Origin of the sequence: Rhizobium sp. 25PS6, from assembly GCF_032464655.1 — a bacterium.
Taxonomy (GTDB): Bacteria; Pseudomonadota; Alphaproteobacteria; order Rhizobiales; family Rhizobiaceae; genus Rhizobium; species Rhizobium laguerreae.
Window position 1 is genome coordinate 1 of the sequence record NZ_JAWDIV010000011.1, and the last position, 16,116, is coordinate 16,116.

Annotated in this window: 13 protein-coding genes; 6 read left to right on the forward strand and 7 right to left on the reverse strand. The window is 61.6% G+C overall.

The window, feature by feature from the left end:
• Positions 1 to 486 precede the first annotated feature (486 nt).
• Genes RWK44_RS16915 through fhuB form a run of 3 tightly spaced genes read left to right on the forward strand, consistent with a single transcriptional unit; the run spans position 487 to position 4,143 of the window.
• Entirely contained in the window at positions 487 to 1,281 is a 795-nt protein-coding gene (locus tag RWK44_RS16915; RefSeq protein ID WP_168282581.1) for an ABC transporter ATP-binding protein, read from the forward strand.
• 13 nt (positions 1,282 to 1,294) lie between these two features.
• Positions 1,295 to 2,173, forward strand: coding sequence for an iron-siderophore ABC transporter substrate-binding protein (locus RWK44_RS16920; RefSeq protein WP_222011515.1), 879 nt, complete (start codon positions 1,295 to 1,297; stop codon positions 2,171 to 2,173).
• Positions 2,173 to 4,143, forward strand: a complete 1,971-nt coding sequence (gene fhuB, locus RWK44_RS16925; RefSeq protein ID WP_316029205.1) for a Fe(3+)-hydroxamate ABC transporter permease FhuB — start codon at positions 2,173 to 2,175, stop codon at positions 4,141 to 4,143. Before RWK44_RS16920 ends, fhuB begins: the two co-directional genes overlap by 1 nt.
• Positions 4,144 to 4,216: 73 nt before the next feature.
• Here the strand turns inward: fhuB and RWK44_RS16930 are convergent, their stop codons facing one another.
• The 6 genes from RWK44_RS16930 to RWK44_RS16955 form a co-directional block, all read right to left on the reverse strand.
• A complete protein-coding gene (locus RWK44_RS16930) occupies positions 4,217 to 5,098 on the reverse strand; it encodes an alpha/beta hydrolase (RefSeq protein ID WP_131665759.1) in 882 nt (293 codons plus the stop codon).
• A 92-nt stretch (positions 5,099 to 5,190) separates the two neighbouring features.
• Positions 5,191 to 6,423: an amidohydrolase family protein gene (locus tag RWK44_RS16935; protein WP_316029130.1), complete on the reverse strand. Its 1,233-nt coding sequence runs from the start codon at positions 6,421 to 6,423 to the stop codon at positions 5,191 to 5,193.
• Positions 6,424 to 6,432: 9 nt separating this feature from the next.
• Complete coding sequence (locus RWK44_RS16940; RefSeq protein ID WP_316029131.1) at positions 6,433 to 7,782, reverse strand: 8-oxoguanine deaminase; 1,350 nt, start codon at positions 7,780 to 7,782, stop codon at positions 6,433 to 6,435.
• 37 nt (positions 7,783 to 7,819) lie between these two features.
• Positions 7,820 to 9,016: an amidohydrolase gene (locus tag RWK44_RS16945; RefSeq protein WP_131665756.1), complete on the reverse strand. Its 1,197-nt coding sequence runs from the start codon at positions 9,014 to 9,016 to the stop codon at positions 7,820 to 7,822.
• Positions 9,017 to 9,034: 18 nt separating this feature from the next.
• A complete protein-coding gene (locus RWK44_RS16950; RefSeq protein WP_316029132.1) occupies positions 9,035 to 10,072 on the reverse strand; it encodes a questin oxidase family protein in 1,038 nt (345 codons plus the stop codon).
• Complete coding sequence (locus RWK44_RS16955; protein WP_316029133.1) at positions 10,069 to 11,520, reverse strand: NAD(P)/FAD-dependent oxidoreductase; 1,452 nt, start codon at positions 11,518 to 11,520, stop codon at positions 10,069 to 10,071. Before RWK44_RS16955 ends, RWK44_RS16950 begins: the two co-directional genes overlap by 4 nt.
• Before the next feature lie 217 nt (positions 11,521 to 11,737).
• On the opposite strand from RWK44_RS16955, the gene RWK44_RS16960 reads away from it, so the two are divergent.
• The 3 genes from RWK44_RS16960 to RWK44_RS16970 all read left to right on the forward strand — a co-directional run bounded on the left by RWK44_RS16960 (position 11,738) and on the right by RWK44_RS16970 (position 14,924).
• A complete protein-coding gene (locus RWK44_RS16960) occupies positions 11,738 to 13,024 on the forward strand; it encodes an ABC transporter substrate-binding protein (RefSeq protein ID WP_018483864.1) in 1,287 nt (428 codons plus the stop codon).
• A gap of 143 nt (positions 13,025 to 13,167) precedes the next feature.
• A complete protein-coding gene (locus RWK44_RS16965; protein WP_316029134.1) occupies positions 13,168 to 14,109 on the forward strand; it encodes a carbohydrate ABC transporter permease in 942 nt (313 codons plus the stop codon).
• Positions 14,106 to 14,924, forward strand: coding sequence for a carbohydrate ABC transporter permease (locus RWK44_RS16970; RefSeq protein ID WP_027667202.1), 819 nt, complete (start codon positions 14,106 to 14,108; stop codon positions 14,922 to 14,924). The genes RWK44_RS16965 and RWK44_RS16970 overlap by 4 nt, the downstream gene beginning before the upstream one ends.
• Before the next feature lie 13 nt (positions 14,925 to 14,937).
• Here RWK44_RS16970 and RWK44_RS16975 read toward each other — a convergent pair whose 3' ends face one another.
• Positions 14,938 to 16,086: an ABC transporter ATP-binding protein gene (locus tag RWK44_RS16975; RefSeq protein ID WP_316029135.1), complete on the reverse strand. Its 1,149-nt coding sequence runs from the start codon at positions 16,084 to 16,086 to the stop codon at positions 14,938 to 14,940.
• Positions 16,087 to 16,116: the final 30 nt, after the last annotated feature.

The following is a 16,116-nucleotide window of genomic DNA, read 5'->3' on the forward strand; positions in this document are numbered from 1 at the left end:
AATGGGTGCGTCTCATCCGCCCCCTCCCTTCCCTTGCAACCCGGCCCAGCCGGTCCGGTCGGGGGCTTGCCTCAGCGCAAGTGGACATGCCGAGTGTCGCATTTCTAAATGGCTGAAGACACACCCAAAATGACACTTCTACTTTGCACACAAACGGACATTCCAACCCTGCCGCCACATACACAATCTTTGATTGCTTAACCTTCGACCGTCTCGTCGCAAGAAATCCGCGAACTACTGCTAAATAACGATCTCAAACATTTCTTCAGAAAGATACACGCATGAGAGGATTCAAGACTTTCTTGGTTCCCTCAGCCGCTATAACGCAGGAGGCACAGAAGCCGGCGTTACTGGCCGAAAGACCGGCCGCCTGCACGAGGATGACGAGGAGCTAGGCGGAGGGTTAACGAAAATAGTTGATTGCCGCTCTCATCTTTAGTACCGACCTATCACCCGGTTAAAGGATGTCACGTGGCTATACTCCCGATGCAAGATCCGCCTCGAACGGCTGAAACTTTTGTCGCCGAAAATATAGGTCTTTTGATAGAGCGGAACGAAATTCTCTGCGGCGTCAGTCTCAAATTTCCGGCAGGAGAAGTTGTCGCGCTGGTCGGCCACAACGGGTCCGGCAAATCCAGCCTTCTCAAAATGCTGGCTCGCCAGCTTGTGCCGAGCACTGGATCGATCTCTTACGGAAACCAGGATCTGAGGATGTATAGCGAACGCGCCTTTGCGCGTTCGGTCGCATATCTGCCCCAGGAGGTCACCACCGGATCGGAAATGACGGTCCGCGAGCTTGTGGGATGCGGTCGTTATCCGTGGCACGGAGCGCTCGGCCGGTTCACCAAGAACGACGAAGAGAACGTCGAGGAAGCCCTTCGAGCCACGCATATAGAGACATTCGCCGACCGTATCATGGGAACACTATCGGGCGGTGAGCGGCAACGTGCCTGGATTGCGATGCTGATCGCTCAGGATGCTCGCTGCCTGTTGCTCGACGAACCGACTGCGGCACTCGACGTTGCTCATCAGGTCGAGGTGCTCTCACTTGTGCGACGCTTGGCGCATGAAGGTGGAAGGAGTGTCGTTATCGTTCTCCACGACATCAACATGGCCGCTCGCTTCTGCGATCGGATCCATGCATTGAAACGCGGTCGCGTGGTTGCCAGCGGAACGCCGAGCGCGATCCTCGCGCCGAACACGCTGCAAGAGATCTATGGGATCGACATGGATGTGATCTCCGCGCCCAACCTGCCCTATCCGCTCGCCTATGTTTGCTGAGGCCGGCCGATCAATGGGGGTTTCGCGGCGCACCTTTTTGCAGTTCGCGGCGGCCTCGCTCATTCCAGCTCCGCTGTTTGCACAGTCGATGGGCCCAAGGATCGTCAGCCTCGACTACGGCCTTGCGTCCACTCTTTTATCCCTCGGATTGCCTCCGGTCGGGATTTCGGACCTCGCCGATTGGGACAGATGGGTTGTCGAGCCGCCGATGCCAAAATCCGTCGTCGATATCGGCAGTTCGTTCGAGGTCAATTTTGAGATTCTCGTCACGCTGAAGCCCGACATTATCTTAACCACACCCTACCTGGATGAGCTGTTGCCCAAGCTTCAGTCGGTGGCGAAAGTCGTTCGGCTGGAAATCTTTACGCCGGGCATCGGACCTATTCTTACCGCGGCCATCGCGGCGACGCGTAAATTGGCCGTTGAGCTTGGCCGTGAGAATGAAGCAGAGCAGTTCCTGGCGCGAGCCGACGTCTTCTTTGCGCAATGCCGCAGTCGCCTGGTGGGCAAGAACCTTCCGCCAGTCGCCCTGGTGAATTTCATGGATGCCCGCCATGCCCGCATCTACTCGAGTCCGGGACTGTTCCACAATGTGCTCGAGCGCATCGGTGTCCGGAACGCCTGGACCAGAGAGTCGAATTACTGGGGCTTTGAAACGATCGGGATTGAAGATCTCTCCAAGGTCACCGATCCGGATGCGCGTCTGATCGCCTTTGACCCGATTCCTCCGGACGTTCTTCCGAAACTCGCTCAGAGCCCGCTGTGGAACAGGCTTTCGTTTGCGCGCCCAGGCCATCTGTCGATTCTGCCGCCAGCCCTGATGTTCGGGATGGTGAACGAGGCCATGCGTTTCGCAGGCCTTTTGACAGATCTTCTGGAGAAGGAAGCTTGATGGTTTCCCGCCGCGACAATATCGGGCCAGCAATTGTCTTCCTCCTCCTGATGTGCGGTGGAGGCCTGGCATCGTGGTTTCTTGCCGCTCCTGCGCTGTCGGAGATGGCTCGACCGGATTACGATGTCACGCGAATGGTGTTCACCTATTCGACGCTTCCCCGTCTTGCGACGGCGCTGATTGCCGGAGCCGCTCTTGCCTTGTCCGGGGCGCTGTTTCAGCAAGTTTTGCGAAATCCGCTCGCCGATCCTACCACCCTTGGCGTGTCGGCCGGAGCAAACCTGGCGCTGGTGGTAACATCGCTGTTTCTCCCCGACTTGCTTGGCGCCGGCCGCGATCTTGTCGCTCTGATCGGCAGTGCGACCGCTGCTGTGATCGTCGTCAGCCTAGGCGCGCGCCGCGGTTTTTCGCCTTATTCGCTTGTTCTGTCGGGGCTGGTTCTCAGTCTTTGGTGCGGCGGCCTCGCTGCCATCCTGACCTATTTGAACCAGCGCTACCTCTCGAGCCTGTTCATCTGGGGCGCCGGCTCGCTAGCGCAGCAAAGCTGGGTCATTCCCCTGTCGCTTCTTTGGAAGTTGGCTGTCGTTGCCATCGGCTGCGCTTTCGTGATGAGACCGCTTTCGCTGCTCGATCTTGGCGAGAGCAGCTCCACGGCACTCGGCGTCAGATTGGTCCGGCTGCGTTTCGTTGTCGTCGCCCTTGCCGTCGCGCTTGCTGCATTTGTCACGAGCGCCGTTGGGGTGATTGGTTTCATTGGGCTGGTCGCGCCGACGATTGCGCGATTGTCCGGAGCACGGCGTCCCGCGCAGCTCATCCTCTGGTCTCCGCTGATCGGCGCCGGGCTGCTGCTCTTCGCCGACTCCATCCTGCAACTCGTCGCCGGCGGACTTGGCGATTTCTTGCCGACGGGGGCGGTGACAGCCATCTTCGGTTCGCCGTTGCTTCTCGCGCTCCTGCCGCGGCTGAAGATCCGTCATAGACTACAGCAATCGCCGGCGTTCAGACGGCCACGTCGATGGGATGGAAGCGCACCGGTCATCATCGCGGCCGCCGGCCTGCTCGTCCTGTTGATGGTCAGCGCCTTTCTCGGACGCGACGTCAATGGCGGCTGGGCTTTTACATCAGGCGAATTTTCGGTCGATGTTCTTGCGATCAGGATACCTAAGATCCTCGCCGCCCTGACATCGGGCGCCATGCTTGCGGTCGCGGGCTCGATCCTTCAGCGGCTGACCGGAAACGAAATGGCAAGTCCCGAAGTTCTGGGAATCAGTGCCGGTGCAACCTTCGGTGTTGCAATTGCCCTGTTTGCCGTCGCTCCAGGATTTTCCGGGCAATTTGCATTTGCCGTGGCCGGTGCGATCAGCGTTCTTTTTGTCATCTTCGTCAGCTCCCGTCGATCGACGTTCGCGCCTGAACGAGTCCTGCTGGCGGGCATTGCCTTAAGCGCGATGGTCGATGCCGTCGTCGGGGTGTTGAACTCGACGGGAGATCCGAGAGCAGTTTTGCTGATGCGGTGGATGAGCGGGTCCACCTATCTTATCGAGGGATCGACCGCCGCAACGGAGGTGGCGCTCGCTGTCGTGCTAATCGCCGTCTCGCTCGCCGTCCGCCGCTGGCTCGACATACTTCCGCTTGGGCCTTCTCCTTCGGCGGCGGTCGGCATACCATTGGCGAAATCGCGATTTGCGCTTTTTGGCCTCGCAGGATTGTTGACGGCTGCCGCGACGCTCACGGTTGGCCCATTGTCATTCATCGGCCTCATGGGACCTCACCTTGCGCGGGAGGCGGGATTGGCACGCGCGCTGCCGCAAATGGTTGGTGCCGCGCTGATCGGAGGGGGACTTATGGTCGCGGCTGATTTCGTCGGCCGCACGATCGTATCGCCCTACCAGATCCCGGCCGGCCTTGTCTCCGCACTCATCGGAGCGCCGTTCTTGATGCTGATGATGCGCAAGCGCGGTGTCAGCTGAGGGTTCGCCCATGACGCCGGCAATACGAAAGACGATGCAATCCTGAACGCCCGATGTGGGCTTGCGGAAAGTGTCACCCGTCGGCCAAACCCTGGACGGCGAACGCGATGCTAACCGCGCGATTCACGGCCGCCGCAAGAACGGACATGTGGGTCTCACCGGCATAAAGCTCGAATTCGGAGTGCAATCCGTCGGCAGTGCCGTTTAATCGCTCCGCCATTTCCCGCGCCAGGAGGACGGTCCGCTCCATCTTCCTCTTCTCCAGACGTGCAGTGGCATCCTCGTTCCGGTACTGGAAGGGTGCCAGCTCATCGCCTTCGTATTCTCCGGCGGACAAATGCAGGAAAGGTGCATTCCCCGGCGCGTCTTGCCGTTGCGCCTCGTTCTTGAGGATTTCGCTGTTCTCCCAATAGATGGTTGGGCTGGCCGCAATCCAATTGGCAAACAGACCGGGGCGCTCGAACAGGGCATAGAGAGTAAAGAGGCCGCCGAAGGAATGTCCGAAAAGCGATCGGCGCATCGGATCCAAGATCACCATCTCCGCAATCCGCGGGATAAGCTCGTTCTCGATGAAATCCAGCAGTTTGCCGGTCCCTCCGATGACAACCGGCGGACCGCCCTCAACGAACGGCGGATAGGATTTGACCGGCGGAGGCCCCAGGTCCCAAGACCGGCGGAGCGGATCATAGGGCTCGTCGGAGGGGTAGCCGATCGCGGCGATCACCCCCCAAGCGACATTCGTTCCGGTGGGGTAAGGTGCCTGCGTGACCAAGCTGGCGACCGCGAAGGGGAAAGTGGCGTTACCGTCGGTCATGACGAGAAGCGGCCATCCACCCGCCGGCGGTTTCTCCGCCGGAATGGAAAGGAATATGCGATAGGGCTCGCCGCCCGCAGCAGGAGCCAGATCAAAAAAACACGTTCCGCGCATCGAATAGACGCTGATAGGATTGGTCATGAGAAAGTCTTCTGATGGTTGGGAGGATAGGGGAAGAGAAATTGCTGTGGGTGCTGTTCATTAGTGGGTTTCGAAGCTTCTAAGGTTGGTGCCTAGCCTGGGTCCAGGAAAAGCCGTGGCCGCGGGCGAAGGAAGCTCCGGCGACCATTTTTCCACCCGGCGCTCGCCGGCGCGATTGTCGCGACGGCATCGGCAGCCGAGCGGGCGTCGAAGAGGACGATATCTGCCGCGCTGCCGATCGCAATGCCGTAATCCTTTTTTCCCAGGAGGGTGGCAGCCTGCGTCGTGATCATGGCGAAGACGCCGTCGAAGCCATCGGCGGTGCCGATCTGGGCGACGTTGGCGTAGAGATTGGCCATGCGCATCAGGTTGACGTCGCCGAAGGGCGTGAACGGATTCAGGACATTGTTGGTGGAGATGGTCGTGACGACGCCGAGCCCTGCCAACCGGTGAGCGGGTGTCACGCCGCGCGGGACGAGATGGGTCCAATCACGGCCGGTCAGGAAGAGATCGGTAGCCGGCAGGACCGTCAATGCGATGCCGGCCTCGGCAAGACGGCGGCCGATCGGCTCAAGCTCTTCCGGCGGCAGAGCAGAGAGCTTGGTGACATGGCCGACCGAGACGCGCCCTTGGTACCGGCGCGCGACGGTCTCGGCGATGACGACAGGGAGATTGGAGCCTGCGGGGTCGAGGTCGAAATCGAGGTGGAAATCCACAGCGACGTCGTGGCGCATGGCGAGGTCGAAGATGCGGCGGATGTGTTCGACGGGCTTCGGATCGGTGTAGGGGCAGCCGCCCACCAGATCGGCACCCATTTTCATCGCCTGTTCGAGCATCTCCTCAGTGCCGGGCTCATTCGTCAGACCTTCCTGCGCGAATGCGCAGATTTCGATGTCGATGAGGCTGGTATGGTCGGCCTTCAATTTTCGGATCGCCTCAAAGGAGCGGAAGCCGGCGCGCGGGTCGATCTCGACGAAGGTGCGCAGGCGGGTCGTGCCGTTGACGATCGCCTTTTCGATGACCGCGGCAGCGCGGGCATAGACATCTTCCTCGGTGAAGGCCGCCTTGGCCCTCGAGGTCTCGCTGACGGCCTCCGCGAGTGTCCCGGTGCAGAGATTGCAGCGGCTGATGATGCCGGCCTTGTCGAGGTGGATATGGGTCTCGATCAGGCCGGCGCAGGCGAATTTCCCTCCGGCATCATGGTGCGGCGCGTCGCAGACGAAGCGAGGTGCGATTGCCGCGACGCGGCCTGCCTCGAATGCGATGTCGGTCGGCTCGGTCAAGCCGGCCATACGGGCATTGCGGATGACGAAATCGATCGCCATGGGGCCTCCTCAGACCGACAGAAGAAAATTGCGGGCGACGCGGTTGTGATCGGCAATCAGCGCCTCGATGTCGACACCCTCCGGCATGCCGTCGGTGACGCGCCATTTGCCTGCGATCATGACGCGATCAGCCGTAGTGGCGCCGCAGAGCACGAGGGCTGCCAGCGGATCGCCGGCACCGGAGAAACGCAATTCGTCGAGCTTGTAGAAGGCCAGATCCGCCTCACGGCCCGGCGCGATGATCCCGACGTCGTTGCGGCCGAGCAGCCTTGCCGAGCCAGCGGTTCCCCAACGCAGCGCGTCGAGATGGGTAACGGCTTCGGCGCCATAGGTCAGGCGGTTCAGCATCAGGGCATGGCGCACGCTTTCCATCAGGTTGGAATTGTCGTTGGAAGCCGAGCCGTCGACGCCGAGGCCGACTGGCACTCCTGCGGCTTCCAGCTCGCAGGTGCGGCACATGCCTGATGCAAGCACCATGTTGGAGGTCGGGCAATGGCAGATGCCGACGCCGTGCCGGCCGAGTTCGACGATCTCGGCATCGTCGAAATGAATGCCGTGGGCGAGCCAAGTGCGGGCACTCAGCCAGTTGCAGCGGTCGAGATATTCTACCGGCGTGCAGGCGAATTTGCTGCGGCAGAATTCTGCTTCCGCCCTGGTCTCGACCAGATGGGTGTGAAGACGGCAATCGTAGCGTTCCGCCAGCGCCGCCGTTTCGCGCATCAGTTCCAGCGTAACGTCGAATGGCGCGCAGGGCGCAAGCGCAACCTGCGTCATCGCCCCTTCGGATCGGTCGTGATAGCGCCGGAGCACCCGCTCGCTGTCGGCGAGGATCACGTCGTCATCCTGCACGACATTGGTGGGAGAAATCACGCCTTGCTGGTCCTTGATATTGAGACTGCCTCGCGTCAGCGTGATGCGCATGCCGAGGCGAGCCGCCTCCTCGGCCTCGACATCCATCGCGTCTTCGAGGCCGGCGGCATAGAGATAGTGGTGGTCGGAGGTGGTGGCGCAGCCGGAGAGGAGGAGCTCGGTCAGCGCGAGACGGACGGCAAGACGGAAGGCTTCGGGCGTCATATGCTTTGCCCAGATCGGATAGAGCGCGCGGATCCATGGCCAGAGCGATTTGTTGATCGCAGCCGGATGGGCACGCGTCAGCGTCTGGAACATATGGTGATGGGTGTTGATGAGACCGGGGATGACGACATGCCGGCCGGCGTCGAAGTGTGCATCGACGGGGGTCGCAGGCTGCCGTCCGGCCGCAACCAGCTCGACGATGCGACCATTCTCGATGACGATGCCGCCCTCGGCGCCCTCAGCCATGATGGCGAGCGGCGATTGGATCCAAAGTCGGCCCTTCATCTGCGGTGCTCCCATGCGCCATACATTGATGTAAAAATCAGACGACGAGCCGGCCCCCGCGGGCGATGATGGCGCCGCCGCGAAAGACGGTACGATCGAGAGGACGGGTAGCGACGGCCTCTGCCAGCGACGCGGCAGGCAGGATGACAAAATCGGCACGCGAACCGGCCTGAAGCGCCTCGACGGGATGGCCGAGGATTTCGGCCGGCGCCAGCGTCGCCAGGCGGAAGGCTGCTGCCAGATCCTCATCCGAACGGAAATCCTGGCGATCGCAGAGGATGCCGACACGCTCCAGCATGTCGCCATTGCCGAACGGCGACCAGGCGTCGCGGATATTGTCGTTGGCGCAGAAGAGCCGGACGCCGGCGGCGGCAAGCCGCTTGACCGGTGGCATCGGCACGGCTCCTGGCGCGCTGGTCATGATCGCCACGCCCGATCTGGCGAGTGCGGCGGCAGTGCGGCCGAATTCGGCATCGTCCAACTCGCCGAGGCAGAAAGCGTGACTGACGACCACCTTGCCTTCGAGGCCGAGTGCTGCCGTGCGATCGGCGATCTGGCGAAGTTCGAAGGCGCCGAGTGCACCGCCATCATGCAGATGGATATCGAGCCCGACGCCGTATTTGCCGGCGACGGAAAAGATCGCATCGAGATGGCCGGTCACATTGTTGTCGATGCCGGCGGGATCGAGGCCGCCGACGAGATCGGCGCCGGCGGCGATGGCAGCATCGAGCAGCCCGGCCGTGCCGGGATTGCGCAGCACGCCGGATTGCGGGAAGGCAACGGTCTGGATATCGACGAGATGACCATGGCTCTGCTTCAGCGAGAGCACGGCCTCGAGGCCTTTCAGGCCGACTTCGGTATCGATGTCGACGTGGCTGCGAACGGAAAGTGTGCCGTAGGCTGCGAGCTTCTCCAGCAGGGCGCCGCCGCGGGCTTCGACCGGCAGCGCCACGGTGCGCCGCAGGGATTTTTCCGCCTCGATGCGCTTGGCGACCGTATCGCCCGGGATATGCGGGATGAAGGGCAGGCCGATCAACGTCTTGTCGAGATGAATATGGCCATCGACGAAGGGAAGGCAGAGCAGGCCGCCGGCAGCATCGAAACGCGGCACTGCGGGGTCGATGCCGGCGGCCGCATTCGGGCCGATCGCGGCGATCCGGTCATTGTTCAGAATAAGCGAGACGATCTCGCCGGCTTCTGTCCTGGCGTTTTCGACTACGAGGCTCGGCGTCATTAACTCTTCCGTCATCCGCTATGCAATCAGCCCGACCCGACGCGCCGCGACGACGCGATAGAGCGGATCCTTCCACACCTCTTCCTCCTGCAGGGCAGAAAAGACCAGGCTGACATCGTGTTCGTCGTCCGAGGATACCGCGGCGCGTTTGATTTCCGCCCAGGCAGGCGCCTGTCGTCTGCGCATTTCTTCCAGCGCCCCGGCGGTGGGGAGTGCTGGAAAACCGATCTTCGGCACCAGCGAGGCGATCACCTGCCAGAAGGCGCGGTAGAAAGGCTCGGCATTTTCGAGGTGCGGAGAGACGAGGCGCAGCCAGTGCATACCGGTGACGGAATGGAGTGCGGAGAAATCCATGGTTCCGGCAAAGAGGGCAAGCGAGGTCGCGGCCATACGGCGCGGTGTATCGGCATTGAAGGCAAGGCGGTCGATAACGGGACGGAAGCCCGGAAGTGCGGCGACGGCGCGGATATTATGCCAGAGCAGATCGGTTTCTGGCTCATAATCGCGGATGCCTTCAATATTGCCGACATCGGCAAGCACGCTCCCCGGATCATCTGTATCGGGCACGGCACCGGTCGCGGATGGCAGCGGCAGATAGCAGGCCGCCCAATAGCCGAGCGCAGTGCCAACCTCCTGGTCGTCCCTCTTGAGCACACCATAGGCAAGGCGCATCAGCGGATGTGTGGCGCTGCCGGCAAGGCCGTTTACCATGGCGGGCAAATAGGTGCGGATGACGGCATCGATGCCGAGCCGGCGGGTTTCGGCGATGAAGAAGGCGCGGTAATCCGCCTCGCGCGTACGATCGCCGAGCGCCTCGGCCCATTGCGCCCTGATAATCAGGGCAATCGGCGGCGGCATCAGCGGAAGTGCATGGCTCTCGCGATACTGCTCGTACCATTGTTCCAGCCGCTCGGGCGAGGCGCCGAGGCGATCGAGCGCGATCAGCACCATCGGAACGTGGTTGGCCAACAGATAGGGAAATTCGACGCTGTCCTCGCGGGCCCGCAAAAGGACGGCCTCCAATCCCGAAAATTGAACGGCGGCAGCCTGTCTCATGCCAAAACCTCCCTTGATGTCGTGACGTCCTCGTCTATGCCAGGATCGAAATGCGGTTCGTCATAGGCGGCCAATGCCTCAAGATACCGGTTGGAGTCGTCGATGAACAGCGCTTTCACCAAGGCGCTGACGATGCGCGGCACGCCGTATTTGAGACCGGTGACGCCATTGCTGATCGGGCCAAGGCTCGCTAGCGCGCCGGCATTGAACATATGGATGCGCGAGACCCAGCCGGCTTCGGCATACCTGGGCGTGAGTTCGAAACCGGGCCCTAGATAGGGATAGTCGGCAAGCATGGCGTTCTCCTCCCCCTGCGGCGGCTCGAAACGGTCCTTCCAAAACGCTGCGGCGTCGACGAGGCCGGCAAGCTCGGGCCTGAGCGCGAAATTGATCTCGTAACCGGTGCCGAGCAGGAGATGATCGGCATAGTGGCTACCATTTGCGGTCGCCAGCCTGATCCTGCCGCCGTCCATCGAGAGTTCGCGGACGCCACAGCCGAGCTGCATGGTGAAACCGGGGTGGCGGCGGGCCCGGTCATATTGCTCCTGGGTCGGCGGCACCTTGAAATTGAAGTAGAGGTAGGCGAACCGCCAGCGCTCCAGATCCGGCAGGTCGGCGAAATGGCCGAGAAAGCCGGGGAAATTTGTCCAGGCGAGAACCTCGGTGCGCGGCATATCGGTGCTTCGCGCAAACATCGTCACCTCTCGGGCGCCGGTTTCGAGCGCCGCCACCGCCCAGTCGAAGCTCGACGTGCCGCCGCCAAGGATCGCGACATCCCTGCCCTTGAGAAAATCGATCGGTATCGGCTCATTGCTGTGCGTCCAGGTGGATTTCGGCAGCGCCCTGACCATTGTAGGTATGCGCGGGCCGCCGCAGCCGTCGATGCCGGTCGCCATCACCAGCTGGCGGCAGGTGACTGTGCGGCTGGTACCGTCACCCTTTGACAGCGTGAGAGCAAGTCCGCCTTCCGCCTGATTGATCGAGGAAAGCGTCGTGTCGTTTTCGACGTCGATGCCGACGGTCCTTCGAAACCAGATGAGATAGGCCATCCAGTCCTCGCGGCCGATCTTGTCGAGCGCTTCCCAGGCGTCGGCGCCATTCAGGGCCTCGTACCAGGAACGCAGCATCAAGCTCGGGATGCCGAGATCCGGACCTGAGAGATATTTCGGCGAACGCAGGGTCTGCATGCGGGCGCAGGTGATCCAGGGGCCTTCGCGGCCCTCCTCGCTCTGATCGATCACATGAACGGACCTGATGCCGCGCCGCTTCAGGGCGAAGGCGATCGACAGGCCGGAGAGGCCGGCACCGCAGATCACAACGGAATGCAGGTCGTCGCGGTCTTCATCGCCCAGCGTCGGCCAGCCGGCACAGAGCGCCTCAATGCGCGCCATTTCATCATGGGCGCGGCGTTCCAACTCTCTCAGGCGCTCATCCGGTGTGGTCTTCATGAATGTGCAGCTCGCCGCGTTGGACAGGACAGTATAGACGCGCAGGGAATGATCAACTTCCTGCTATTTTTTATGCAACGCGCACAAAATATGGACATTTATGCGCGAATATGTTCTAATTTGTGATTTTTAATGTTTGTGCTTTTTTGTCAAGTGCGCTTGAGTGCGATTTTGTTTGATGTATAGTGCCTCAAGCCAATCAAAAAGGGGAGCAAACATGAAATCGCTCAACAGTCTCACACGGAAATTGGCGATCGCGGGCCTCGTCTCGGTCGCATTTGTGGGCTCCGCCATCGGCGCCGACAAGAAATATGAGGGCATCACGCTCACGCTTGCCTCGCAGAATGACCAGTTCGCCGCTGTTCTGGCTGCCATCGCCCCTAAGTTCACCGAGGAGACGGGCGCCAACGTCAAGGTCGACATTCTCGATTACGGCTCGCTGCTGACCAAGACCACGACCGATTTCGTCGGCGGCACCGGCGGCTACGACCTGGTGACGATGGATATCGTCTGGGCGGGCCAATATGCCGAAAACAAATACACCGTCGATCTCACCGAGTGGATGAAGCGCGACGCCGCCGAACTGAAGCTCGACGACATCTATCCGACGCTTCTCAATGCGCTTGGCCACTGGGGAGACAAGCAGGTCGCCTTTCCCTTTGCCGGTTATGCCAACGTTCTTGCCTATCGCAAGGATCTCTTCGACGCCGCCGGCCTGAAGGCGCCGACGACGATGGAGGAAATGGTCGAGGCCGCCTACAAACTGACCGACCCCAGCAAGAAGATCTACGGCTTCGTCGCCAACGGCCAGAAGGGCCCGGCGGTCGCACAGGATTGGATGCAGTACAATACCGAGATGGGCGGTTCGATCCTCGGCTCCGACGGCAAGCCGGCGCTGAATTCCGAAGCCAATATCAAGAGCCTGATCGTCTATAAGGACCTCTTCATGAAAGCGGCACCTCCCGGCGCCGTTAATTATGATTGGGGCGGACGCGAGGAAAGCTTCCGCCAGGGCATTGCCGCGACCATGCAGACATGGTCGGTCGGTGCGCCCGGCTATTATGATCCTTCGATTTCCAAGATCGTCGACAAGGTGGCGATCACGACGGCGCCCCGCGGCGCCGGTCTGCCGAAGGTCTATGGGATCGGAGGCTGGGGCATGGCGATCAACGCCGGCATCAAGGACACGCAGAAGGAAGCCGCCTGGGCCTTCATCAAGTGGCTGGTCAGTCCGCCGGTGCACAAGGAATTCAACATGATGGGCGCCGGCAGCTTCCTGCGCAAGAGCGAGATGACCGATCCCGATCTGCTCAAGAAGTTCCCCTTCCTGCCTGTCATCGCCGAAACCTTCGAGCATGGTGACGGCGAATATCGTCCGCGCATCCCGCAATATCCAGAGATTCAGGACCTGCTCGGCACCGCCGTCAACGACGTGCTGGTCGGCAATGCCGATCCTAAGAAGGCGCTCGATGCCGCTCAGGAAGCCGCTGCAAAACTCTTCTAAGAACGGTTCTCCCCGGGGCCGCGGCCTATGTCGCGGCCCTGCCTTTCGAGACCATTGATCCGATGCGCCTCGGGCTTCATGATCGGGTGCCCCCGGCTCGATCCCCGGGACGCGCATCGAACCAGGAACCCGATGGACATGACGTGACCCTATCCCTCACTTCCGCGCTGAAGCCCTCCCCGGCCTTGAGCGTTTCCTATCTGGAGCGCAGGCGGCTGTTCTTCATCCTGATGACACTGCCGGCCGTCATCTACGTGCTCGTCATCGGCGTCTGGCCGCTGGCGCAGGGCATCTGGTTCAGCCTTTACGAATATAATTTGCTGAAGCCTGCACGGACGCATTTCGTCGGCCTCGGCAACTATATCGACCTTCTCTCCGACCCGGTGACGCGCGGGGCCTTCGTCAATACCGTCATCTTCACGGTCGGTGCTGTGACTGTCGAACTGCTGCTCGGCTTTGCCATTGCGCTGGCGCTCTGGCGCGATGACCGCTTTAACCGGATCTGCCTGGCGCTGATCCTGATACCGGTGACGATCACACCGCTGGTGGTCGGACTGATCTTCCGGGCGCTGCTGCTCGCCGATTACGGGATCATCGGCTATTACCTCGCCGAGTTCGGGCTTTCCGATCCGCGTGGGCTTTTTGCCAATCCGAGTTCGGCTCTGGCGACCCTTATTTTCGTGGACATATGGGAATGGACGCCGCTGGTGGCGCTAATCCTGCTTGCCGGCCTGAAAGCGCTGCCGGGTGATATTCTCGAGGCATCGGAAGTGGATGGGGCAACGGCGCTGCAGCGGCTGAGAATCATCGTCATTCCGCTGATGTTGCCTTCGATCCTGCTGGCGCTGACGCTGCGCACCATCGATGCTTTCCGCATCTTCGACAGCGTTTATGTGACGACGGGCGGCGGGCCGGGCAACGCGACCAACACGCTGATGCTGCATGCGGTGAAGCAGGGTCTGGAATTCTTCAATATCGGCCGCGCCTCGGCGATCTCCAACCTGACACTGATTTGCATCGCCGTAATCGCGGCAGGCTTCATCCTGTTGATCCGCAAGGCGGACAGAAAGGCGAACGGGCGATGAGCACACGCACCTTGAGCCGCATCGGCGAGCGCGCCTTCATCCTTGTCATGCTCGGCTTTTTCCTGCTGCCCTTCCTGTGGCTGGCATCGACCGCCTACAAGCCCTCGCGCGACATCTTCTCGATCCCACCAAAACTGACTTTTACACCGACCCTCGAGCAGTTCGCGACGGTCTTCCGCCTGTTCGACGTCTGGAGCCTCGTATCGTCAAGCCTGCTGATCGCCGGCGGTTCGGTGATCCTGTCGCTGCTTCTCGGCGTGCCGGCAGGCTATGCGCTGGCACGCTCGACCAGCCGCTATGCCATTGCCGTTGCCTATTTCTTCATGGCGATCCGCATGGTGCCGGCGGTGGCGGCGCTGATCCCCTTCTATCTGATGATGCGCGATGTCGGGCTGCTCGGCAGCTGGGTCGCCGTCGTGCTCATCAACGCGATGCTGAATTCGGCCTTCGTCACCTGGATGATGTTTTCCTATTTCCGCAGCCTGCCGAAGGAACTGGAGGAGGCGGCGCTAACGGATGGCTGTACGCTGTTCGGCTCCTTCTGGCGCGTGGCGCTGCCGGCGGTGCGCTCAGGGGTCGTCGCCTCCACGCTGTTCTGCCTTATGTTTTCCTGGAACGACTTCCTTTATCCGATGTTCCTCACCCGGCTCGATTCCAAGCCGATCTCAGTGGCGCTGCTTTCAGCCTATGGCACGAAGGACATCACCTGGGGCACGCTCGGCGCACTGGCGCATTTTTCGACGATCCCCATCGTGTTGATCGTGCTCTTCCTCAACCGTTATTTCGTGCAGGGCCTGACAAAAGGCATTCACTAAAGAGACGATGCGCTCAAGCGCCGATCGCCGCTTCGGTCGCGGCATCGAAGACGTGGACGCGGGCGGGGTCGGCGGCAAGCGACAGGCGCTCGCCGATCTTGACGCGGCGGGTAGCGTCAATGATGACGCGCAGGCGCGGGGCGGACAGCGTCACATCGTCCTCTTCGGCCGAGAGCGACTTCAACCGGTCGGCAGCTTCGACATCGACGTGGACGAGCAGGTTGGCGCCGAGATCCTCGACGAAGGCAACGGTTCCAGTGAGACCGCCTGCGTCGACCGGCTGGAATGCTTCCGGTCGGATGCCGAGCACGACGGCGCGACCGACGGCGGAGGCGATGCGCGGCCGCTCGGCGAGCACCTCGCCCGAGAAAAGGATGGAGGCCTGGCCGAAGCGGGCCTCGGGGCCGTTCTCCGTCGCGAAGAGATCGGCCGCCAACAGATTCATCGCCGGCGAGCCCATGAAGCTCGCGACGAACAGATTGGCCGGCTGATCATAGAGGCTGCGCGGCGTGCCGAGCTGCTGCAGGACGCCGCTTTTCATGACGGCGACGCGATCGCCCATGGTCATGGCTTCGACCTGATCGTGGGTGACATAGACCGTGGTAATGCCCGACATCTTCTGCATGCGGGCGATTTCGGCGCGCATCTGGCCGCGCAGGCGAGCATCGAGGTTCGAAAGCGGCTCGTCCATCAGGAAGGCCTGAGGGCTGCGGGCGAGCGCCCGGCCCATGGCGACGCGCTGGCGCTGGCCGCCGGAGAGTTGGGCGGGCTTGCGGGCGAGATAGTCCTCGAGCTCCAGCAGCTTTGCCGTCTCCTGCACCTTGCGGGCGATGTCGGCCTTGTCGAGGCCGCGGACGCGAAGGCCGAAGCCGATATTCTCGGCCACCGTCAGATGTGGGTAAAGCGCGTAGGACTGGAAGACCATGGCAATATCGCGATCGCGCGGGGCAAGGTCGTTGACGATAGCGCCGTTGATCGTCAGGCGGCCATCGGTGATCTCCTCGAGGCCGGCGATCATACGCAACGCCGTCGACTTGCCGCAGCCGGAGGGGCCGACGAGAACCAGGAATTCGCCGTCGCGGATGGTCATGTCCAGGTTGCGGATCGCCGCATAGCCATCGCCGTAGCTCTTGCTGATCTGGTCGAAGACGATTTCAGCCATGCTCTTTCCTTGCTGAACGGGAGGCCTGTT

Excerpts from the sequence above, each read along its gene's own strand:
- RWK44_RS16960 (WP_018483864.1), top strand. The coding sequence starts at position 11,738 with ATGAAATCGCTCAACAGTCTCACACGGAAATTGGCGATCGCGGGCCTC.
- RWK44_RS16920 (WP_222011515.1), top strand. The coding sequence starts at position 1,295 with ATGGGGGTTTCGCGGCGCACCTTTTTGCAGTTCGCGGCGGCCTCGCTC.
- RWK44_RS16955 (WP_316029133.1), bottom strand. The coding sequence starts at position 11,520 with ATGAAGACCACACCGGATGAGCGCCTGAGAGAGTTGGAACGCCGCGCC.
- RWK44_RS16935 (WP_316029130.1), bottom strand. The coding sequence starts at position 6,423 with ATGGCGATCGATTTCGTCATCCGCAATGCCCGTATGGCCGGCTTGACC.
- RWK44_RS16930 (WP_131665759.1), bottom strand. The coding sequence starts at position 5,098 with ATGACCAATCCTATCAGCGTCTATTCGATGCGCGGAACGTGTTTTTTT.
- RWK44_RS16940 (WP_316029131.1), bottom strand. The coding sequence starts at position 7,782 with ATGAAGGGCCGACTTTGGATCCAATCGCCGCTCGCCATCATGGCTGAG.
- RWK44_RS16945 (WP_131665756.1), bottom strand. The coding sequence starts at position 9,016 with ATGACGCCGAGCCTCGTAGTCGAAAACGCCAGGACAGAAGCCGGCGAG.
- RWK44_RS16970 (WP_027667202.1), top strand. The coding sequence starts at position 14,106 with ATGAGCACACGCACCTTGAGCCGCATCGGCGAGCGCGCCTTCATCCTT.
- RWK44_RS16915 (WP_168282581.1), top strand. The coding sequence starts at position 487 with ATGCAAGATCCGCCTCGAACGGCTGAAACTTTTGTCGCCGAAAATATA.
- RWK44_RS16950 (WP_316029132.1), bottom strand. The coding sequence starts at position 10,072 with ATGAGACAGGCTGCCGCCGTTCAATTTTCGGGATTGGAGGCCGTCCTT.
- RWK44_RS16975 (WP_316029135.1), bottom strand. The coding sequence starts at position 16,086 with ATGGCTGAAATCGTCTTCGACCAGATCAGCAAGAGCTACGGCGATGGC.
- fhuB (WP_316029205.1), top strand. The coding sequence starts at position 2,173 with ATGGTTTCCCGCCGCGACAATATCGGGCCAGCAATTGTCTTCCTCCTC.